This is a genomic window from Streptomyces sp. NPDC005402, from assembly GCF_040606575.1.
GTDB lineage: Bacteria > Actinomycetota > Actinomycetes > Streptomycetales > Streptomycetaceae > Streptomyces.
Map to the genome: position 1 here is coordinate 445972 of NZ_JBEXFB010000007.1, position 21045 is coordinate 467016.

The window sequence follows — 21045 nt, forward strand, 5'->3', positions numbered from 1 at the left end:
TCACATCCGGAAGACGCCGAAGCCGCCGCGCGCGCCCTCGTAAGGCGCGGTGTGGATCGCGGACAGGCACATTCCCAGGACCGTCCGGGTGTCGCGGGGGTCGATGACGCCGTCGTCGTAGAGCCGCCCGGACAGGAACATGGGCAGCGACTCGGACTCGATCTGCTGCTCCACCATGGCGCGCAGGGCGGCGTCGCCCTCTTCGTCGTACGGCAGTCCCTTCGCCGCGGCCGACTGGCGGGCGACGATGGAGAGCACGCCGGCGAGTTGCTGGGGGCCCATGACGGCCGACTTGGCGCTGGGCCAGGCGAAGAGGAAGCGGGGGTCGTAGGCGCGGCCGCACATGCCGTAGTGGCCCGCGCCGTAGGAGGCGCCCATCAGGACGGAGAGGTGCGGGACCTTCGAGTTGCTGACCGCGTTGATCATCATCGCGCCGTGTTTGATGATGCCGCCCTGCTCGTACTCCTTGCCGACCATGTAGCCGGTGGTGTTGTGCAGGAAGAGCAGCGGGATGTCGCGCTGGTTGGCGAGCTGGATGAACTGGGCCGCCTTCTGGGACTCCTCGGAGAACAGGACCCCCTGGGCGTTCGCCAGTACGCCGACCGGATATCCGTGGAGCGCCGCCCACCCCGTCACCAGGCTGGTGCCGTACAGGGGCTTGAACTCGTCGAAGTCGGAGGCGTCGACGATCCGGGCGATGACCTCGCGCGGGTCGAAGGGGGTGCGGAGATCGCCGGGGACGATGCCGAGGAGCTCGTCCTGGTCGTACTCGGGGGGCTCGGCGGGGCCCGGATCGCCGTACGCCTTGCGGTGGTTGAGGCGGGCGACGACTCGCCGGGCCTGCCGGAGCGCGTCCTGCTCGTCCACGGCGAAGTAGTCCGCGAGGCCCGACACGCGCGCGTGCATCTCGGCACCACCGAGGGACTCGTCGTCGCTCTCCTCACCGGTGGCCATCTTGACGAGGGGCGGACCGCCGAGGAACACCTTGGCCCGCTCCTTGACCATGATCACGTGGTCGGACATGCCGGGGACGTACGCGCCGCCCGCGGTGGAGTTGCCGAAGACGACGGCGACGGTAGGGATGCCGGCCGCCGACAGCCGGGTCAGATCGCGGAAGATGGCCCCGCCCGGGATGAAGATCTCCTTCTGGGACGGCAGATCGGCGCCGCCGGACTCCACCAGGCTGATGCAGGGAAGGCGGTTGGCGAGGGCGATGTCGTTGGCGCGCAGGGCCTTCTTCAACGACCACGGGTTGCTCGCACCGCCGCGCACGGTCGGGTCGTTGGCGGTGATCAGGCACTCCACGCCTGCCACCACCCCGATCCCGGTGACGAGGGAGGCGCCGACCGTGTAGTCGCTGCCCCAGGCGGCCAGCGGGGACAGTTCCAGGAAGGGCGTGTCGGGGTCGAGGAGCAGCTCGATGCGCTCCCGGGCGAGCAGCTTGCCGCGCTTGCGATGCCGTTGGACGTACTTCTCGCCCCCGCCCGCGAGCGCCTTCGCGTGCTCGGTGTCCAGGTCGGCGAGCTTGCCGAGCATGGCTTCGCGGTGGGCCTGGTAGTCGGGGCCGGTGGTGTCGAGGGTGGTCCGCAGGATCGTCACAGCAGGGACTCCGGGATCTCCAGGTGGCGGGAGCGCAGCCATTCGCCGAGGGCCTTGGCCTGCGGGTCGAAACGGTGCTGGGCGGCGACGCCCTCGCCGAGAATCCCCTCGACGACGAAGTTCAGGGCGCGGAGCTGCGGGAGGTCGTGCCGGGTGACGTCCAAGTCCGCTGTCTCCGGAAGGAGTTCGCGCACCCGGTCGACGGTCAGCGTGTGCGCGAGCCACCGCCAGCCCTCGTCGGTCCGTGCCCACACGCCCACGTTGGCGTTCCCGCCCTTGTCACCGCTGCGGGCCCCGGCGACGAGCCCGAGGGGGGCCCGTCGGGTCGGACCGGGCGGCAGGGGCTCGGGCAGGGGTGGTTCCGGTGGCTTCTCGAGTACGGCGGTCTCCTGGGCCGGTACCACGGGGATGCGACGCCCGTCGTGGAGGACGGCCATATGGTTCACGGCGCTATGGGGGACGTACACATCCTCGAAGACCCCGTAGGGCGATCCCTTTCCCGGTGGCGCCAGCACATGGAACCCGGGGTAGCTCGCGAGGGCCAGCTCCACGGCGGCCCCGCTGAGCGCCCTCCCGACGACCTCCTGATCCGCGTCCCGGACGACCAGCCTCAGCAGCGCGCTGGCGGTCTCCTCCGTGTCGGCGTCCGGGCGGTCGGTGCGGACCAGATCCCAGCGCGTGTCGGTGACCTTGGCCAGGTGTGGCTCCAACTGCTCCCGCACCAGCGCGGCCTTGGCCTCGATGTCCAGGCCGGTCAGGACGAAGGTGACCTCGTTGCGGAAGCCGCCGAGGCGGTTGAGGCCGACCTTGAGGGTGGGCGGCGGGGCCTCACCGCGGACACCGGAGATCCGGACGCGGTCGGGGCCGTCCCGGGTGAGCCGGACCGTGTCGAGCCGGGCGGTGACGTCGGGGCCGGCGTACCGGGCGCCCTGGGTCTCGTACAGCAGCTGGGCGGTCACCGTGCCGACGTCCACGAAGCCGCCGGTGCCGGGGTGCTTGGTGATGACGGCGGTGCCGTCCTCGTGGAGCTCGGCGAGGGGGAAGCCGGGCCTTCTCAGATCCCGCTCGCCGTCGGTGAAGAACGCGTAGTTGCCGCCGGTCGCCTGTGTCCCGCACTCCAGGACGTGCCCGGCGACGACGGCCCCCGCGAGACGGTCGTGGTCCCCTGGCCCCCAGCCGAAGTGGGCGGCGGCGGGCCCGGTGACCAGGGCCGCGTCCGTCACCCGGCCGGTCACCACCACGTCCGCGCCCTCCTTGAGACAGGCCGCGATGCCGAAGCCGCCGAGGTAGGCGTGGGCGGCGAGGGCGCCGGGGTGCCCGGCGGTGAGATCGTCGCCCTCGACATGGGCGACCCGGACCGGCAGGCCGAGCCGGTCCGCCAACTCCCTTATGCGAGAGGCCAGTCCGGCGGGGTTGAGACCCCCGGCGTTGGCGACGATCCGGACGCGCCGCTCGTGCGCGAGGCCGAGGGATTCCTCGAGTTGGCGCAGGAAGGTGCGGGCGTATCCGCCGTCGGGGTCCTTCAGCCGGTCCCGGCCGAGGATGAGCATGGTGAGTTCGGCGAGGTAGTCGCCGGTGAGGACGTCGAGCTCGCCGCCGGTGAGCATCTCGCGCAGGGCGTCGAAGCGGTCGCCGTAGAACCCGGAGGCGTTGCCGATCCGCAGGGCGGTCATCCGGCCGCCCTCCTCTCCGGGCGGCCAACGCCGGGCGGGTCTGCGAAAGCCTGCGGTGCTGGAGCGATGTCGGGCCAAGGACCCGCCTCCATGCCCACGGCACACAGTGCAAGGCGGTCGCCGTGGAAACCGGAGGCGTTGCCGATCCGCAGGGGGGTCATCCGGCCGTCCCCCTCGCCGGGCGCCCCACGCCCGGCGGGCCCGCGAAGGCCTGGGCGATGTCGAGCCACTGGTCGGCGTCCTCTCCTACGGCGGTCAGGGCGAGGTCGGCTCGATGGGCACGCTGGGTGACCAGGAGGCAGAAGTCGAGGGCGGGGCCGGTGACGCGGGCGGCGGCGTCCTCGGGGCCGTAGGACCACAACTCGCCGGAGGGAGCGGTGAGTTCGATGCGGAACTGTTCGAAGGGCGGGGTCAGGCCGTGCACCCCGAAGGCGAAGTCACGGGTGCGGACACCGAGGCGGACGATGTGCCGGATCCGGTCGGTCGCCGCACGGGCCACCCCCAGCGCCTCCGCCACGTCCAGGCCGTGGGCCCAGGTCTCCATGAGACGGGCGGTGGCCATGGAGGCGGTGGACATGGGCGGGCCGTACCAGGGGAAACGGGCCCCCTCGGGTGCCGCGCGCAGGGCCTCCGCCAGGTCCTCGCGTCCCGCCCGCCAGTAGGCGAGCAGTCGTGCCGGAGGTTTGCGGGCGCCCTCCTCCGCGCCGTCGTCCACGAAGTCCCCGGGCGCGGCCAGCGCCTTCTCGACCTCGCGGGAGAAGGCCTTCTGGTCGGTGACGGCGAGCAGGGAGGAGTGGTCGGTCCAGGCGAGGTGGGCGATCTGGTGGGCGACGGTCCAGCCGGGGGCGGGGGTCGGCAGCGACCACTGCTCCTGGCTCAACTCCGCTACCAGCAGGTCGAGTTCCTCGCTCTCCGCACACAGGTCGTCGATGACGGGCGTGGGGTCTGCCATGGGGCGAGGATGTCAGCGACTTCGAAAACAAGCAAGCGTGCTTGCATTAATTCAGGACGCCGATTTCGAAGGCGCCCGCGTCCTCCCCCGCAGTACGGTCCTCCGGTGATCGATGACGACGGTTATTTCGGAGAGTCCGTCGCGGCGACGTACGACGAGTCGGCGGCGGCGATGTTCACGGCGGACGCGGTCGATCCGGCCGTTGGCGTGCTGGCGGAGCTGGCCGGAGAGGGGCGGGCCCTGGAACTGGGCATCGGGACCGGGCGCATCGCCTTGCCGCTGGCCGGGCATGGCGTCGAGGTGCACGGGATCGAGCTGTCCCGGGCGATGGCGGACCGGCTGCGGGCCAAGCCCGGTGGTGAGGCGGTCGGGGTGACGGTCGGGGACTTCGCGACGGCCCGCGCGCCCGGCACCTTCTCGGTCGCCTACCTGGTCTTCAACACGATCATGAACCTGACGACCCAGGACGCCCAGGTGGACTGCTTCCGCAATGTCGCCGACCATCTGGAGCCAGGTGGCACCTTCGTCGTCGAGGTCATGGTCCCCCAGCTGCGGAAACTCCCGCCCGGGCAGAACGCCGTCCCCTTCCACGTCGGCGAGAACCGCCTCGGCTTCGACACCTACGACGTGGCCACCCAGGCGATGGCCTCCCACCACGTCAACGTCACGGAGGACGGGCAGGGATCGTTCCGGTCCATCCCCTTCCGTTACGTCTGGCCCGCCGAACTCGACCTGATGGCCCGGCTGGCCGGCATGCGGCTGCGGGACCGGTGGGAGGACTGGGGGCGGCAGCCCTTCACAGCGGACAGTGAGCAGCATGTCTCGGTGTGGGAGAAGGTTGTGGACTGACGCCCGCGGGATGACGTCTGCCCCGGCGCCGGCGACTGAGGCCTGCGAGGTTTACGGGGCCCGCCAGGCCGTGACGGCGACGGAAGGCAGGAGTATCACCCCGGTTCCGCCGCCGGCACCCCCCGCGCCGACCCGGACACCGCCCCGGTACGGCACCTACGGTATGCACGGCCCGGTGACGGACTCGGGCGGCAGCCCTTCACCGGCGACAGCGAGCAGCCCCCGTGTGGGAGACAGGGCCAGGAGACCCGCCCCGGTACCGCTCACGGAGTGCTGGCCCTGCCCCGCCCCACCTGCGTCCGTACCGCCCCCATGCTCGCCGCGATCACCAGGGCGACCGCGAGTGCCTGAAGCGCGGACAGTGTCTGGTCCAGGATCAGGAAGCCCGCGAGGGCGGCCATGGCCGGCTCCAGGCTCATGAGGATCGCGAAGGCGGAGGCGGGGAGGTTGCGCAGGGCGAGGAGTTCGAGGGTGTAGGGCAGGACGGAGGACATCAGGGCCACCGCCGCACCGAGGCCCACGGTCACCGGGTCGAGCAGCCTGGTGCCGGACTCCGCGATGCCGAGCGGCAGGAACGCCAGCGCGCCGATCGCCATCGCCAGGGCGAGGCCGTCGGCCTGTGGGAAGCGGCGGCCGGTGCGCGCGCTGAAGACGATGTACGACGCCCACATGGCGCCCGCGCCCAGCGCGAAGGCCACGCCCGCGGGGTCCAGGTCGCCGAAGTCGCCGCCGCCGAGGAGGAAGACCCCGGCGAGCGCGAGCGCGGCCCAGACGGTGTTGACCGCGCGGCGGGAGGCGAGCACCGAGAGGGCGAGGGGGCCGAGGAACTCCAGGGTCACGGCGGCGCCGAGCGAGATGCGGTCGACGGCCTGGTAGAAGAGGCCGTTCATCGCGGCGAGGGTGAGGCCGAAGGCGACGACCGTGCCCCAGTCGGTACGGGAGTGCCCGCGCAGCCGGGGGCGGCAGACGACGAGGAGGACGAGCGCGGCCACCAGCAGGCGCAGGGTCACGACCCCGAGAGCGCCCGCCCTCGGCATCAGGGTCACGGCCAGCGCCGCCCCGAACTGCACGGAGACACCTCCGGCGAGCACCAGGCCGACGGGACCGAGGGAGCCGAAGCGGCGGGGCCCACCGGTGGGCGTGGCGGCCACCGAGGCCGTGCTCGGCGACGACGTCGGGGCGCTGCTGGAGGGGGTCACGGGGCTTCCAGGGGTCGACTCGGAGTTCGTCCATCATGCTGCACTACTCAGTTCACGATAGTGGACTGAGTCATGGGCGTAAACCCGTTATACGACTGTCCCCCGAGCCACTACCGACCCGGCCCGCGCACCATGAAGACGTCCACCGTGTCCTCGCTCTCCACCGTGAACCCGTGCCGCTCGTACAGTCGCCGGGCCGCGCTGCCCTGGAGGACGTTCAGGCGGACGGGTTCGCCGTCGGCGTCGGTCCGGGCGAGCAGGCTGCGCAGGACGGCCGAGCCGAGGCCGTGGCCCTGGAGTTCCGGGTCGATGAAGAAGTGCTCCAGCCAGTGCGTGTCCTCGGCGGGACGCAGCGCGACACAGCCCGCGAACCGGCCCTCGGTCACGATGATCGACATGTGCCGTGCGACGAAGGCGTCCCGGAACCGCTGTCGCACCCGGTGCTCGTCGAACCGCCCCAGCCGCTCCAGGTCGGGGCGCATCACCACGGCCCGCAGCTCGGCTATCGGCTCGACGTCTGCGGGGTGCGCGGGACGCAGGGCCCACGTGCTCGTGTTCATGGCGGGAGTCTCTCAAGCCAAGGGTCCTCCGCCGTCAGGTGGCCCGAACACCTCCAGCGCCTCCCTGTCCGTCGCGCCAGTGGGCGCCGGGGCGGCCGTACGGCACGTTCAGGCCGGTCCCAGTCCCTCCGCCAGCACCTCCGCCAGATGCCGCCCCCGCACCCCCGCCAGCTGCTCCAGCTGCGTACGGCAGGAGAAGCCGTCGGCCAGTACCACCGCGCCCTCGGGTGCCTGGCGTACCGACGGCAGCAGTTGCTCGTCCGCGCAGGCCCGCGACACCTCGAAGTGGCCTTCCTCGAAGCCGAAGTTGCCCGCCAGGCCGCAGCAGCCGCCGGTCAACTCGCCGGTGAGGCCGGCGGCCTCGCGCAGTCGGCGGTCGGGGGCGTCGCCCAGGACCGCGTGCTGGTGGCAGTGGGTCTGGCCGGCGGCCGGGCGGTTCAGGGACGGCGGCCGCCAGTCGGGGGCGAGTCGTTCCAGCGCCTCCGCGAAGGTGAGGACCCGGGAGGCGAGCAGGGCGGCCCGCGGATCGTCGTGCAGCAGTTCGGGCAGGTCCGTGCGGAGGGCGGCCGCGCAGCTCGGTTCCAGGACGACGACCGGGGCCCGGGACTCCAGCACCGGGGCCATCAGGTCGAGGGTGCGGCGCAACACCGTACGGGCGAGGTCGAGTTGGCCCGTCGACACGTACGTCAGTCCGCAGCAGACCCGGCCCCGGCCGCGCAGCAGGGACACGGGGTCGAGGGCGACCGTCCTGCCGTCGCCCACGGGCGCCTTCTCCAGGTGCACGGTGGGCGGCAGCGCCACCCGCAGCCCCGCCGCCTCCAGCACGCGTACGGCGGCCTGCCCCACGGAGGGCGAGAGGTGCTCGGTGAAGGTGTCCGGCCACAGGATGACCGTGTGCTCGCCGGTGGCGCGGGCCGGTCGCCTGCTCCACCACCGGCTGAACGTCTCCGTCGCCACCTTGGGGATCCGCCGCTCGGGCGCGATCCCGCCGAGCCGCTTGGCGAGGGCCGCCAACGGCCGTACCGAGGCGAGGGTGTTGACCACCGCGGCCGCCCTCACACGGTCCACCAGGCGCAGCCAGACCGGCAGCCGGCCCATGCTGTAGTGGGACGCGGGGCGCCGTCGTCCCGTGTAGTGGTGGTGCAGGAACTCCGCTTTGTAGGTGGCCATGTCGACCCCGACCGGGCAGTCGGACCGGCAGCCCTTGCAGGACAGGCACAGGTCCAGCGCGTCACGGACCTCCGTCGAACGCCAGCCGTCGGTGACCAGTTCACCGGCGAGCATCTCGTGCAGCAGCCGGGCCCGCCCGCGCGTGGAGTGCGCCTCCTCGCCGGTGGCCCGGAAGGACGGGCACATGACGGCGGACCCGGTCGCCGGTGTCGTACGGCATTTCGCGACCCCGACGCAGCGTCGTACGGCGGCGGAGAAGTCACCGCCGTCGGCCGGGTACCCGAAGGCGACGTCGACCGGCTCGCGGGGCAGGACGGAGAAGCGGAGGTGGGAGTCGAGGGGTGCCGGGCGGACCAGCATCCCCGGGTTGAGCAGGTCGTCCGGGTCCCACACCGCCTTCGCCCGCTCGAACAGGGCGACCATCTCGTCGCCGTACATCCTCGGCAGCAGTTCGGCCCGCGCCTGGCCGTCCCCGTGCTCCCCGGACAGCGATCCGCCGTGCGCCGCCACCAGCTCGGCGAGCTCCTCGGAGAAGCGCCGGAACCTCCCGATCCCCGCCTCCGTGAGCAGGTCGCAGTCGATCCGGACGTGGATACACCCGTCGCCGAAGTGTCCGTACGGCGTCCCGCGCAGCCCATGCGCGCCCAGCAGTCCCCGGAAGTCCCGCAGGTACGCGCCCAGCCGCTGCGGCGGCACCGCGCAGTCCTCCCAGCCGGGCCAGGCCTCGGTCCCGTCCGGCATGCGGGTCGCCGTGCCGCTGGCGTCCTCACGGATGCGCCACAGGGCCCGCTGCCCGGCCGGGTCGGTCACCACGAGGGCGTCGAGGACGTCGGCCGCGCGCACGATCTCCGCCGCACGCGCGTGTGCCTCGGCCTCAAAGGAGCCGCCGGTCTCCACGAACAGCCAGGCACCGCCCCGAGGCAGCGCGGCCGCCGAGGGCACCAGGTCGGCCGCCATGCCCTCCACCGTCAGGGGGCGGTGCACCAGCAGCCCGGCGGCGGCCTCGGCGGCCGCGCCTTCGTCCGCGTACCCGAGGACGGCGAGCGCACGCGCGCGTGGCGCCTCCACCAGCCGGACCACGGCCTCGGTGAGCACGCCGAGGGTGCCCTCGCTGCCGCAGAAGGACCGGGCGACGTCGGCCCGGTGTTCCGGCAGGAGGGCGTCCAGGGCGTACCCGGAGATCCGGCGGGGCAGCTCGGGGAAGCCGGTCCGCAGGCGCGCGAGCTCACCGTCGACCAGTTCCCGCAGTCCCGCGGGCGCCCCGGCCCACCCCTGCCCGAGCCGCAGCCGCTGTCCGCGCGCGGTGACGACGTCCAGCTCCGCCACACTGTCCGCGGTCGTCCCCCACGCCACCGAGTGCGAGCCGCAGGAGTTGTTGCCGATCATTCCGCCGAGCGTGCACCGGCTGTGGGTGGAGGGGTCGGGCCCGAAGCGGAGCCCGTGCGGGGCGGCGGCGTCCTGGAGCCGGTCGAGCACGAGACCGGGCTGGACGACGGCGGTACGCGCCTCGGGGTCGAGCGCCAGGACCCGGTTCAGGTGCCGGGTGAAGTCCAGCACGACCCCGGTACCGGTGGCCTGCCCGGCGATGGAGGTACCGCCACCGCGGGGAACGACGGGGACGCCGTGGGTGCGGCAGACCTCCAGTACGGCGGCCACGTCGTCGGCGTCCCGCGGGGCGACGACCCCGAGGGGCACACGCCGGTAGTTGGACGCGTCCATGGTGACCAGGGCCCGGGAGGTGACGTCGAAACCGACCTCACCCCGGACGGCCTTGCGCAGGTCGGCCTCAAGATCCGTCATGACTCCAGCAAACCAGTCGGGTCAACACCGCCGTCTCACCCGACGGACTACGTTTCGACCAGGTTTCCCCCAACGGCTACGCTCCCCTCGTGGCTGAGATCCAGATTCCCGCTGACATCAAGCCCGCCGACGGTCGATTCGGCGCGGGCCCCTCCAAGGTGCGGACGGAAGCGCTGGACGCGCTGGCCGCGACCGGCACCTCCCTCCTCGGCACCTCCCACCGCCAGGCTCCCGTCAAGAACCTGGTCGGCCAGGTCCGCGAGGGCATCTCCGAGCTGTTCCAGCTCCCCGAGGGCTACGAGGTCGTCCTCGGCAACGGCGGCTCCACCGCCTTCTGGGACGTGGCGACGCACGGCCTGATCGAGAACAAGTCGCAGCACCTGACCTTCGGCGAGTTCTCGTCGAAGTTCGCGAAGGCCTCCAAGCTGGCTCCCTGGCTGGCCGAGCCGACCGTGATCTCCTCCGACCCCGGCACGCACCCGGAGCCGCAGGCCGAGGCGGGCGTCGACGTGTACGCCTTCACCCACAACGAGACGTCGACGGGTGTCGCGGCCCCGCTGAAGCGTGTCGCGGGCGCGGACTCCGGGTCGCTGGTCCTGGTCGACGCCACCTCCGGCGCCGGCGGCCTCCCGGTCGACATCGCCGAGACGGACGTCTACTACTTCGCCCCGCAGAAGTCCTTCGCCTCCGACGGCGGCCTGTGGATCGGCGTGTTCTCCCCTGCGGCGATCGAGCGCGCCGAGCGGATCCACGCGTCCGGCCGCCACGTCCCGGAGTTCTTCTCTCTGCCGACGGCGATCGACAACTCCCGCAAGAACCAGACGTACAACACCCCGGCGCTGGCCACCCTGTTCCTGCTGAACCAGCAGCTGGAGTGGATCAACGGCCAGGGTGGTCTCGCGTGGTCCACGGCCCGCACGAAGGACTCCTCGAGCCGCCTGTACAGCTGGGCGGAGGAGTCCAAGCACGCGACCCCGTTCGTCACCGACCCGGCCAAGCGCTCCCAGGTCATCGGCACGATCGACTTCTCCGACGAGATCGACGCCGCCGCGATCGCCAAGGTCCTGCGCGCCAACGGCATCGTCGACACCGAGCCCTACCGCAAGCTCGGCCGCAACCAGCTCCGCGTCGCGATGTTCCCGGCGATCGACCCGGCGGACGTCGAGGCGCTCACCAAGTGCGTCGACTACGTGATCGAGAAGCTCTGATCTTTCCGGTACGACGACGAAGGGCGCCCGGTTCTCGCCGGGCGCCCTTCTCTCGTCCTGAGGCAGGCCACTCACTCCTCGCCGAACAGTTCCTCGGCGCTCTCCACGCTCAGGGAACGGTCGAGCCAGGTCTCCAGGACCTCCAGGTCGACGCAGGCCATGACCCGTTCCTCCACGGACTCCGAGACCTCGACACCCCGCGTACGGAGAACCCGAAGGACGGCCTTGGCCTCTCCCCTGGCCTCACCATCGGAGTGAACCTTGGTCCTTGCCGTTGATGAGCACGGAGATCGTGGTGAGGGCCGGGTCTTTCGCCGCCTCCTCCGGATCGGTGATCGGACGCACGCCGATCGGTCCCAGGACCAGGGGAAACACCTCCATGCTCGTATGGAAACTTCGCCCGATGCGGATGGGCTGCTTCGCCCATGCCGCCGTCTTCTTGTCCCGGCACACGACCAGCAGAATCGGCGGCAACCGGTACGAGATCGGTGTCGAGCGGCTCGATCGAGCTGTACTCGGGGAACTTGACGCCTGCCTCCGGCACGAGCCGAGCCAGGAGATCGGTCTCCTCCCGGAAGATCCGATGCACGGCGTCATGTGGTGAACTGACCATGCGACGGAACGTAATCGAGCAAACACACGCTCCACGTTCAGATGCCCACATGGTCAATCGCACGGGTGAACATGCCATCGGTGATCGACAGACAGCGAGGGCGCCCGGTGAACACCGGGCGCCCTCAGGGTCGTTCAGGTCGGACTCAACCTCGGAAGCCGAGTATCCCGTGCAGGGCGGCACCACCGGGAACCGTGGCGCCCGGCTCCGATGTGCCGCTCAGGGCCGACTTCGCCGACTGAGACTCCAGCGGTGTCGGGTCCGGGAGTTTCTTGCAGACCGCGTCGGCCGTGCCGTGGCCGCGCGGGACCGTGCCGTCAGTCAGGTACTTGGCCAGGTAGTTGTCGAGGCATGCGTTGCCGCTCAGCGAGATGCCGTGGTTGCCGCCGCCCTGCTCGACGACCAGGCTGGAGTGCTTGAGCAGGCGGTGCACGGTGACGCCGCCCTGGTACGGGGTGGCCGCGTCGTTCGTCGCCTGGAACAGCAGCACCGGCGGGAGCTTGGAGTTGGCGACGTTCACCGGCTTCGCCGGCTTGGTCGGCCAGAACGCGCACGGCGCGTTGTACCAGGCGTTGTTCCAGGCCATGAACGGGGCCTTCTCGTACACGGCCCAGTTGTCCTTGCGCCACTGGTTCCAGTCGCGCGGCCAGGCGACGTCACGGCACTGCACGGCGGTGTAGACGCTGTAACCGTTGTCGCCGGAGGCGTCGATGGCCGCCATGCCCTCGTACGCCTTGACGAGCGGGGCGGTGTCCTTGTGGTTCACGTACGCCGCGAACGCCTGGGCGAGGGAGGGCCAGTAGCCGTTGTAGTAGCCGCCGGGGATGAAGGTGTCCTCCAGCTCGGAGGCGCCCACCTTGCCGCCGGCCGGGGTCTTGGCGAGGGCCGCCCGCATCGCGTACCACTTGGCGCCGACCTTGGCCGGGTCGGTACCGAGCTTGTAGGTGGAGTCGTACTTGGCGATCCACGCCATGAACGCCTTCTGCCGGGCGTCGAAGGCGTAGTCCTGCGAGATGTTGGCGTCGTACCAGACCCCGTCGGGGTCGACGATCGAGTCCAGCACCAGGCGGCGCACCTGGCCCGGGAAGAGCTTGGCGTAGACCTGGCCCAGGTAGGTGCCGTACGAGTAGCCGAAGTAGTTGATCTTCTTGGCGCCGAGGGACTTGCGGATCGAGTCCATGTCCTTCACGGCGTTGATCGTGTTGATGTACGGCAGCACGTCCGCGTACTTGCGGCCGCAGGCGGCGGCGAAGGACTTGGCGCGCTCCAGGTTCGCCTTCTCGATCGCGAGGGTGCTCGGCACGGAGTCCGGGCGCACCGGGTTGAAGTAGCCCGGCTTGCAGTCGAGGGCGGGCTTGCTGTCACCCACGCCGCGCGGGTCGAAGCCGATGACGTCGTACTGGGACGCGACCGCCTTGGGCAGTGCGCCCGCGACGAATTCGGCGAGGCCGAGACCGCTGCCGCCGGGGCCGCCGGGGTTGACCAGCAGCGGGCCCTGGTACTTCTTCGCGGTGTGCGGAACCCGGGACAGGGCCAGGGTTATCTTCCGGCCCTGCGGCTTGGCGTAGTCGAGCGGCACCTTCACCGACCCGCACTGCAGGGTCGGGTAGTCCTCCGTGCCGCACTTCTTCCAGCTGACCTTCGCCGCCGCCTGGGCGGTGGCCGCGGAGAGCGACGTGCCGGCCTCGGCGGGGACGGCGGTGAGCGTCCCGGCCAGGACGACGGTCGCGCCGCACAGTACGACTGCGCTTCTTCTCATGAAGTTCTCTCAAACCATGGGGGGTTGGGTCCGGACCGGAAAATGCACGATCCGGACCGAATCCTGCCGAAGAAGCTCGTTGATGAGAATCATCTCAACGAAAGATTTGAAACTCCTTTGATCTGGAGGCGCTCGGCACCCACCGAGCGCCTCCGTCACGCGGGCCTCACGTCGCCGTGCACGTCACACTCGGCACACCCCCGCCCCCGGGCGCGCCACCGAACCCGAAGCCCGCCGAACCGCCCACCGGGACCGCCCCGTTGTGGGAGGCGTTCGTCGCGGTCACGGTGGAGCCGGTCTGGGTGTACGACGCGTTCCACATGGAGGTGACCTTCTGTGAGCCCGGCCAGGTCCAGGTCACCTTCCAGGAGGACAGACCCGTCGACCCCGAATTGGTCACCTTCACCTCGGCGTTGAAGCCGCCGCCCCAGTCACTGCTGACGGTGTAGGCGGCGGTGCAGGCCGCCGTGCCGCCGCCCGGGTCACCGGGGTCACCGCCGCCCGAACTCGGGAACCCCGGCGCCTTCACACTCGCCAGATACCCGTCCTTCACGGTGTCCACGCTCTGCCAGTCGTCCTTGAGGATCCCGCCCGTGTCACCGGAGTTGGGGTTCCAGGACCAGAAGGTCCAGTGGAAGGAGTCGGCGCCGTACGTCGAGGTCGGGCGCAGATACGAGACCAGTGCCGCCAGCCACTTCTGGTCCACGGTCGACTGGAGGGTGGTGCCGAACTCGCCCACCCACACCGGGGCGATGTTCTGCTTGAAGATGTAGCCCCAGTACTTGTCCCAGATCCCCGGCATGTTGGCGGGGAACGCCGGATCGCTGAACCAGCTCTGCTGGGCCACACTCGTCGCGTAGTCATGGGCGGAGTAGACGACCCGGTTCGCGACGCTCAGCTGCACCGGGTACTGGGCCACGCCCATGAGGTTGCCGCCCCACCAGCCGGAGACGCCGTTGAAGGTCTGCACGCCCTCGACGAAGATCAGCAGGTCGGGATTGACGGACAGGACGGCGTTCCCGGCGCGCTGCGCGGCCAGCCGCCAGTCCGTCGCCGTGTCCCCGCAGCCCCAACAGGCCGGATCGTGGGGCTCGTTGTGCAGGTCGATGCCCACGACCGCGTCCTGGCCCTGGTAACGCGTCGCCAGCGCCTTGAGGTTGGCGATCCACGTCGACTCCGGGACCGCGGCCGTGTACCAGAGCGCCGACTGGCCGCCGGAGTCGGGACGGTGCCGGTCGAGGATGACCTTGAGGCCGTCCCGGCCGGCGTACGACACGAGTTTGTCCAGTACGCCCAGAGAGTTCAGCCCCTGGAGGTCGGCATTCTTGCCGCTGGAGAAGTCGATGCTGTTGGGGACGGTGCCCGACTTGAAGATGTCGTCGCTGTAGGGGATGCGGATCGTGTTGTAGCCCAGCGACTTCATCTGGTCGATCATGGACTTGTAGTCACGTGACCAGAGGCCGTGGACGACGTGGTTGTCGGTCTCGAAGCCGAACCAGTTGATCCCGGCGATCCGGACCGGCTGCCCCGACGCGTCCAGGATCTGACGGCCGCTGGTGTGCCAGTAGCCGGCGCCGACTGCCTCGGCGGCGTCGGCCGTCTGAAGACCGGCGGCCCCCAGCGGCACCAGGAGAGCCGCCGCCACCGCGCACAGCGCTCTTCGCAAGCTGCGGAACATGTTCGCTGCTTCCTCTCGGGAGGCGCGGGCCCGGAACTCGATGGGAGCGCTCCCATCACCCTGCACCTCCCATGGAAGTCAGGTCACATGGACACGTCAAGACACTGGACGTCGCCTTGTGCGCGGGACGTCACCGGCTCAGCTTCTGGAACCTCCGTACCGCCAGCGGCAGGAAGATCGCCGTGAGCACCACCGGCCACACCCCGGCCATCAGCAGCGCGTGCTGCTCGACCCACGAGTCCCCGCCCCCGACCGGCGTCCCGAACAGGTCCCGGGAGGCAGCCGCCGTCGAGGAGATCGGGTTCCACGCGGCCACCGCGCCCAGCCAGTCGGGCATCAGCTGCGGCGCGACGAAGATGCTGGAGATCATCGTGAGCGGGAAGGCGACCGCGAACAGTCCGCCCGCCGCCTCCGGGTTGGGGACCATCAGGCCCAGCCACACCCCGACCCAGATCAGCGCGAACCTGAGCCACAGCAGCAGTCCGAAGGCGGCGAGGAAACCGAACCCGCCGTCGGGCCGCCAGCCCATGGCCACCGCGGTGAGCATCATGATCGCCAACTCGGCGCAGGCGACGAGCAGATCGGTCACCCCGCGCCCCGCGACCACCGCGGAGGAGGCCATCGGCATCGAGCGGAACCGGTCGATCACGCCCTTCGTGGCGTCGTACACCACCAGGGTCGCGGTGTTGATGAAGCCGAAGGCCATCGTCATCACGAACATGCCGGGCATCAGGAAGTCCTTGTAGTCCCCGCCGCCGGGCACCTGCATGGCGCTGCCGAAGACATAGCCGTAGAGCAGGACGGAGAGGATCGGGAAGCCCAACTGCCAGGCGATGTTGATCGGTTGGCGCTGGTAGTGGGTGAGTCCGCGGCGGACGATGTTCCAGACGTCGGCGAGGACCCAGTAGGTACGGCCGTGAGTGGCCTCCATGGTGCTCATGCCGCTGTCTCCTTCTCCGTGCGGTGTCCGGTCAGGCGCAGGAACACGTCGTCGAGGCTCGGCCTGCGCAGTCCGATGTCCTCGACCTTCACGCCCTCGTCCTGGAGGGTGCGGGCCACCTCGGTGAGGGCGGAGACGCGGTCGACGACGGGCGCGTGCACCCGCGACTCCCCCTCCTCCACCTCGGGTTCACCGTCGCAGACCCGGGCGACGACCTTCACCACGCGCGGGATCTCCGACCGATCGGCGACCACGACCTCGATACGGTCGCCGCCGACCCGGTCCTTGAGTCCGTCCGGGGTGTCGTCGGCGATGGACCGGCCCTGGTCGATGACGGTGATGCGGGAGGCGAGCTTGTCGGCCTCCTCCAGGTACTGAGTGGTCAGCAGGACGGTGGTGCCGCTCGCCACCAACGCCCGTACGGACTCCCAGACTTCGCCCCGGCTGCGGGGGTCGAGTCCCGTGGTCGGCTCGTCGAGGAAGAGCACGGCGGGCGCGAGGATCATCGAGGCGGCGAGGTCGAGCCGGCGCCGCATGCCGCCGCTGTACTTGCCCACGCCCTTGTCGGCGGCGTCGGTGAGGTCGAACTGGTCCAGGAGCTCGGCGGCGCGCCGCTTGGCCCGTTTGCCGCCGAGGTGGAACAGCCTGCCGAACATCTCCAGGTTCTGCCGGCCGGTGAGGACCTCGTCCACGGCGGCGTACTGCCCGGTGAGCCCGATCCTGGACCGCACCTCGCGCGCCTGGCGGGCCACGTCCAGTCCCGCCACGGTGGCCCGGCCGCCGTCCAGCCGGATCAGCGTGGACAGGATGCGGACCGCCGTGGTCTTGCCCGCGCCGTTCGGCCCGAGCAGGCCGTGCACGGTGCCCTCGCGGACGGCGAGGTCGAAGCCGTCGAGGGCGTGTTTCTCGCCGTAGCGCTTCTCCAGGCCCTCGGCGTGGACGGCGTATCCGTCGTCGGTCATGGGTTCCCCCTTCTCTCCCTTAACTGAGTACACCGTACCCGATTGCGCGTACGCTGTACTCAATTATTCGGCAGAACTAAGCTGCACCCATGACGAGCAGCGGGGACACCAGTGGCAGCGGGGACATCGTCCGCACGCTCGAACTGCTGTGGGACGGGGCGCCGCGCCCCAGCCGAGGGCCCCGACCGGGGCTGACGCTGGACCGGATCGTGGAAGCGGCCGTCCGGATCGCGGACGCGGAGGGCTTCGGGGCGGTCTCGATGCGCCGGATCGCCACCGAGCTCGGCACCGGCGCGATGTCCCTGTACCGGTACGTCCCGGGCAAGGCCGAGCTGCTCGACCTGATGCTCGACCGCGTCCAGCGCCCGTCCGAGAACCCCGCCGACCACGGCGACGGCGGCTGGCGCTCCGCCCTGGAGGCCATGGCCCGCGCCACGCTCGCCCTCTACACCCGCCACCCGTGGCTGCTCGGCGTCAACCAGGCCCGCCCGCTGCTCGGCCCGAGCGCGCTGGACGGGATGGAGAAGATGCTCGGCCGGATCCGTCCGATGGGCCTGACCGACCCGGAGCTGGTGTCGGCGGTCATCATGGTCGACGGGTACGTCGTCGGGGCCGCCCGCACGCAGGTCTACCAGCGGGAGGCGGAGCGCACATCTGGCATGACGACCGCGGACTTCTTCGCGGCCCAGGCCCCGTTCATCGAGAACGTCATGGCCACCGGCCGCTACCCGGTCCTCGCCTCCCTCGCGGAGGACACGTGGAGCCCGGCGTTCGACCACTTCGAGTTCGGGCTCCAGCGGATCCTGGACGGCCTGGAGGTGTTCGTGGCCGACCGGCGCGAGGGGCTGGCGGGCCCGGACGGCTCACGAACGCCGGAATAGCCGCCGGAGTCCGAAGAGGGCGGCGACGGCCCCCAGGGCGAGGGCGCCGATCTTGATGGTGCCGTCGGAGCTCCCGCCGCCGTCGCTTCCGGAGGCCGAGGAACTCCCGCTCCCCGAGGACGACTTGGACCCGCCGTCACCGGGCGCGTCCTGGGCCTCCACCTCGCTGTCGGCGCCCTCCATGCCGAGCAGGATCTTGGTCCCGTCGGGCGAGTAGGAGACGGACTCCCCCTGCCCGAGCGGCACGCTGAGCCGCCCCTTCCGCTTGATGTCGCCGCCGTTCCAGTCGTACCAGATACCGCCGAAGTACCCGCGTACGACGAGCTGTTGCCCGTCGGGCGAGAACGCGGCGTCGGTGGCCCACAGGTCGACGGCCTTGACGGGCTTGAAGACGTTCGTCCCGGAGGGGGAGAGGGTGGTGGGCCCCGCGTAGAGATGCCCGCCGTCCTCCTGCTTGTCGATGATGTACACGCGCCCGGTCTTCGGATGGACGACCATCGACTCGGCGTCGCGCGAGCCGTCGGTGTACTTCACGACGTACTGGGTGGCCTTGACGGACTGGTCCTTGAGATCCTTCGGCTCGGGCAGCTTGTAGATCCACACGTAGGGCCAGCTGACCCCGTCGTTGTCGCCGATGTCGCCGACCCAGATCTGGTTGTCGGGCCCGATGGAGATGGCCTCGACGTCCCGCGGGGCGCCCACGCCGGTCATGGTGATCCTGGCGACGGTTTTGCCGGTGGCGCTGTCGACGGCGTACAGGTACGCGCCGGTGTCCTGGTCGTTGTGGGTCCAGTAGATCCCCGGGTGCTGCCGCGAGGCGGCGAGCCCGCTGGACTCGGTGATCCGGGGATCGCCGATGGTGAAGCCCGCATCCCCCTTCCCGTCCCCGTCGGCGGCGGAGGCGGGCACGGCGGCGGGCAGGGTGAAGCCGCCCACGAGCAGGATCCCGGCGAGCAGGACGAAGGGTCGACGCATGCCCCCAGCCTGCCATCCGGCTCCGCCGGGTGGGCCGGGCGGGCGGACCCGGTCCCGGCGCGTGGCCATCTTCACAGCGCCCACTTGCCGGAGATCTATTACCCGCCGGTAAGAATCACCGATGATGAGCGCATGCTGCGATTCATGCCGGTCGGCGACTCCATGACGATCGGGAGTGCGGGTGAACACACCTGGCGGTATCGCATGTGGCAGCACCTGCGTGACACCTACGGCGACCCCTTCGCCCTCGTGGGCCCGCGCGAGACGCTGTACGACAAGGCGGCCGACGCCCCGACGTCGTACGCGTACGCCGATCCCGACTTCCCCCGGGCCCACCTGGCCGGCTGGGGCGAGGGCTGGCTGCACATGGCCCCGCTGATCGGCGAGGCGGTACGGGTCCACCGCGCCGACGTGCTCCTGGTGTCGCTGGGCCTGATCGACCTGGGCTTCTACACGAACGCGGAACAGACCGCGGAGAACGTCCGCGCCTTCGTCGTCGAGGCCCGCCGGGCGAACCCCCGGATCCGGATGGTGGTCCTCCCGGTCATCCCCAACGTCCGGGCGGAGTCGGACGCGCCCTTCGCGACGGAGGTCACCCGCTTCAACGAGCTTCTGGCCAAGGCGATCGCGGACCTGGACGAGCCCCGCTCCCCGCTGCTGCCCGCCTCGCCTCCGTCGTCGTACGACATCAACCACGACACCTACGACGGCACCCACCCGAACGCGAGCGGCGAGCACAGGATCGCGGCGGCCTTCGCGGCGGCGATGCACCAGGCGTGGGGCCTCGGCGGACCCTACGAGGCCGGCTGAGGGGCCGGCCTTCGCGTCGGCTCAGTCGAGGTGGTGCACCCGCTGCGTGGTCAGCTCGTAGCGCGCGCCCACGACGGCCAGCTCGCCCGAGTCCATCTTGGCGGCGAGCTCGGGTTCCGCCGCGAGCCGTGAACGGACGAGCCGTATGTTCGCGTCGACCGTCGAGTCGATCCGCGCGTCCCCGGACTTCGCGCGGTCGATCGCCGGACTGATCTGATCGGCCAGGTACGCGATGTGCGCGGGCAACCGCGCACCCGACTCGTCCGCCTGGACCGTCGCCTTCACCGCCCCGCACGACTGGTGGCCGAGCACCATGAGCAGCGGGATCCCCAGTTCGAGCACCCCGTACGCGAGGCTGCCGAGCACGGCCTCGTCGAGGACCTGGCCGGCGGTGCGCACGGTCATCAGATCGCCGAGGCCCTGGTCGAAGACCAGCTCGGGGGCGACCCGGGAGTCGATGCAGCCGAGGATCAGGGCGAAGGGGTGCTGCGAGGTCGCCAGCGCCTGCCGGACGGCGGGCGTCTCGTCGGGGTGCTGCTCGCGGTAGGTGCGCCAGCGCCGGTTGCCGGCGGCCAGCTCGCGCAGGGCCTCCTCGGCGGTGGCGGGCCGCTTGCGCGAGGCGGCCGCGGAGGGCGTGGCGACCGCGGCCGGGACGCCGGCGGCGAGGCCGGTGCCGAGGGCGGCGGTTCCGGTGAGCGCGGCGCGCAGGAGGGCGCGCCGCGCGGTTCTGTGGGGTCCGTGATCAGAGTTCACGGAGGGGAACGTACGTCCGACCCGCTCCCTTTCCGTTCGGATTGCCCTTTCATGGACGGACGTTGGTGATTCATGGGCGAACACTGAAGCGTTCTTGGCCGGCACCAGGACCGCGCAACCCGTGGACAGAGTAAGGGAGTTGGCCGGCGCCGTCACGGCGGTGTCACTTCGGGTCGGCGTGGAACTTCGCGGTCGACCAGCGGTAGCCGAGGACCGCGAGGCCGAGGCACCAGGCGACGGCGAGCCAGCCGTTGTGGCCGATCCCGGTGCCGAGGAGCAGGCCGCGCAGGGTCTCGATGGCCGGGGTGAAGGGCTGGTACTCGGCGATCGGCCGGAACCATCCCGGCATGGCGTCGACCGTCACGAAGGCGCTGGAGACGAGCGGCAGGAAGATCAGCGGCATGGCGTTGTTGCCGGCGCCGTTCGGCCCCAGGAGGGAGAAGATCGTGCCGGCCGGCACCTGGATGTCGATGCCGTCGAGGACGGCCTTGTCCCCGTAGGACTTGCGCAGCCTGTTCGCCGCGATGGCCAGGTCGGTCATGGTGGGTGCCCCTTGTGAGGGCTGCGGGTCAGAGGCTGCGGGCGGTGATGTCGCCGTGGGTGGTGGTGGCGCGGATGGTCAGGGCGGCGGCGGAACCCTCGGTGTTCTTGAGGGAGTTGTGGA

The 21045-nt window shown here is 70.9% G+C and carries 18 protein-coding genes and 1 pseudogene; 5 read left to right on the plus strand and 14 right to left on the minus strand.

The genetic code is table 11. The features are described 5' to 3' along the window. The 3 genes from ABZT02_RS17000 to ABZT02_RS17010 form a co-directional block, all read right to left on the minus strand. Window positions 1–1599: a carboxyl transferase domain-containing protein gene (locus ABZT02_RS17000; protein ID WP_356018603.1), complete on the minus strand. Its 1599-nt coding sequence runs from the start codon at window positions 1597–1599 to the stop codon at window positions 1–3. After that, on the minus strand, window positions 1596–3272 hold the full coding sequence (locus ABZT02_RS17005) for an acyclic terpene utilization AtuA family protein (protein ID WP_356018604.1): 1677 nt from the start codon (window positions 3270–3272) through the stop codon (window positions 1596–1598). Before ABZT02_RS17005 ends, ABZT02_RS17000 begins: the two co-directional genes overlap by 4 nt. Before the next feature lie 157 nt (window positions 3273–3429). After that, on the minus strand, window positions 3430–4224 hold the full coding sequence (locus tag ABZT02_RS17010; RefSeq protein WP_356018606.1) for a TIGR03084 family metal-binding protein: 795 nt from the start codon (window positions 4222–4224) through the stop codon (window positions 3430–3432). Between the two features lie 105 nt (window positions 4225–4329). Here ABZT02_RS17010 and ABZT02_RS17015 point away from each other — a divergent pair, with 105 nt between their 5' ends. Beyond that, window positions 4330–5073 (plus strand): class I SAM-dependent methyltransferase, encoded by a 744-nt coding sequence (locus ABZT02_RS17015; protein WP_356018607.1) that lies wholly within the window; start codon window positions 4330–4332, stop codon window positions 5071–5073. 263 nt (window positions 5074–5336) lie between these two features. On the opposite strand, the gene ABZT02_RS17020 is transcribed toward ABZT02_RS17015, so the two are convergent. The 3 genes from ABZT02_RS17020 to ABZT02_RS17030 all read right to left on the minus strand — a co-directional run bounded on the left by ABZT02_RS17020 (window position 5337) and on the right by ABZT02_RS17030 (window position 9802). Continuing rightward, the gene (locus ABZT02_RS17020) at window positions 5337–6272 is read right to left on the minus strand and encodes an EamA family transporter (RefSeq protein WP_356018608.1); all 936 of its coding nucleotides are present in this window, start codon (window positions 6270–6272) and stop codon (window positions 5337–5339) included. A 110-nt stretch (window positions 6273–6382) separates the two neighbouring features. Then, window positions 6383–6832 (minus strand): GNAT family N-acetyltransferase, encoded by a 450-nt coding sequence (locus ABZT02_RS17025; RefSeq protein WP_356018609.1) that lies wholly within the window; start codon window positions 6830–6832, stop codon window positions 6383–6385. Window positions 6833–6940: 108 nt separating this feature from the next. Next, window positions 6941–9802, minus strand: a complete 2862-nt coding sequence (locus ABZT02_RS17030; RefSeq protein ID WP_356018611.1) for an FAD-binding and (Fe-S)-binding domain-containing protein — start codon at window positions 9800–9802, stop codon at window positions 6941–6943. A gap of 89 nt (window positions 9803–9891) precedes the next feature. On the opposite strand from ABZT02_RS17030, the gene serC reads away from it, so the two are divergent. Further along, entirely contained in the window at window positions 9892–11010 is a 1119-nt protein-coding gene (gene serC / locus ABZT02_RS17035) for a phosphoserine transaminase (RefSeq protein WP_356018612.1), read from the plus strand. Window positions 11011–11253: 243 nt separating this feature from the next. Here serC and ABZT02_RS17040 read toward each other — a convergent pair whose 3' ends face one another. Next, the gene (locus ABZT02_RS17040) at window positions 11254–11391 is read right to left on the minus strand and encodes a hypothetical protein (RefSeq protein WP_356018614.1); all 138 of its coding nucleotides are present in this window, start codon (window positions 11389–11391) and stop codon (window positions 11254–11256) included. On the opposite strand from ABZT02_RS17040, the gene ABZT02_RS17045 reads away from it, so the two are divergent. Further along, window positions 11390–11614 (plus strand): hypothetical protein, encoded by a 225-nt coding sequence (locus ABZT02_RS17045; RefSeq protein ID WP_356018615.1) that lies wholly within the window; start codon window positions 11390–11392, stop codon window positions 11612–11614. The genes ABZT02_RS17040 and ABZT02_RS17045 overlap by 2 nt on opposite strands. Before the next feature lie 154 nt (window positions 11615–11768). Here the strand turns inward: ABZT02_RS17045 and ABZT02_RS17050 are convergent, their stop codons facing one another. The 4 genes from ABZT02_RS17050 to ABZT02_RS17065 all read right to left on the minus strand — a co-directional run bounded on the left by ABZT02_RS17050 (window position 11769) and on the right by ABZT02_RS17065 (window position 16962). Next, window positions 11769–13382 (minus strand): alpha/beta hydrolase, encoded by a 1614-nt coding sequence (locus tag ABZT02_RS17050; RefSeq protein WP_356018616.1) that lies wholly within the window; start codon window positions 13380–13382, stop codon window positions 11769–11771. 166 nt (window positions 13383–13548) lie between these two features. Beyond that, window positions 13549–15060 carry a cellulase family glycosylhydrolase gene (locus ABZT02_RS17055; protein ID WP_356018617.1) on the minus strand — a complete coding sequence of 504 codons (1512 nt, stop codon included), beginning with the start codon at window positions 15058–15060 and terminating at the stop codon, window positions 13549–13551. A gap of 130 nt (window positions 15061–15190) precedes the next feature. Continuing rightward, window positions 15191–16000 (minus strand): ABC transporter permease, encoded by an 810-nt coding sequence (locus ABZT02_RS17060; protein WP_356018618.1) that lies wholly within the window; start codon window positions 15998–16000, stop codon window positions 15191–15193. After that, window positions 15997–16962: an ATP-binding cassette domain-containing protein gene (locus ABZT02_RS17065; protein ID WP_356018619.1), complete on the minus strand. Its 966-nt coding sequence runs from the start codon at window positions 16960–16962 to the stop codon at window positions 15997–15999. Before ABZT02_RS17065 ends, ABZT02_RS17060 begins: the two co-directional genes overlap by 4 nt. A gap of 89 nt (window positions 16963–17051) precedes the next feature. Between ABZT02_RS17065 and ABZT02_RS17070 the strand changes: the two genes are divergently transcribed. Then, a complete protein-coding gene (locus ABZT02_RS17070) occupies window positions 17052–17843 on the plus strand; it encodes a TetR/AcrR family transcriptional regulator (RefSeq protein WP_356018621.1) in 792 nt (263 codons plus the stop codon). On the opposite strand, the gene ABZT02_RS17075 is transcribed toward ABZT02_RS17070, so the two are convergent. After that, window positions 17826–18818 carry a WD40 repeat domain-containing protein gene (locus ABZT02_RS17075; RefSeq protein ID WP_356018622.1) on the minus strand — a complete coding sequence of 331 codons (993 nt, stop codon included), beginning with the start codon at window positions 18816–18818 and terminating at the stop codon, window positions 17826–17828. The two genes, ABZT02_RS17070 and ABZT02_RS17075, sit on opposite strands and share 18 nt — an antisense overlap. Before the next feature lie 132 nt (window positions 18819–18950). On the opposite strand from ABZT02_RS17075, the gene ABZT02_RS17080 reads away from it, so the two are divergent. Further along, window positions 18951–19628 (plus strand): GDSL-type esterase/lipase family protein, encoded by a 678-nt coding sequence (locus tag ABZT02_RS17080; RefSeq protein WP_356018623.1) that lies wholly within the window; start codon window positions 18951–18953, stop codon window positions 19626–19628. Window positions 19629–19649: 21 nt separating this feature from the next. Here the strand turns inward: ABZT02_RS17080 and ABZT02_RS17085 are convergent, their stop codons facing one another. Together ABZT02_RS17085 and ABZT02_RS17090 are read right to left on the minus strand one after the other, a co-directional pair. After that, the gene (locus ABZT02_RS17085; RefSeq protein ID WP_356018624.1) at window positions 19650–20381 is read right to left on the minus strand and encodes a carbonic anhydrase; all 732 of its coding nucleotides are present in this window, start codon (window positions 20379–20381) and stop codon (window positions 19650–19652) included. Window positions 20382–20544: 163 nt separating this feature from the next. After that, window positions 20545–20793 (minus strand): annotated as a pseudogene (locus ABZT02_RS17090) (ABC transporter permease); the annotation flags it as partial. Window positions 20794–21045: the final 252 nt, after the last annotated feature.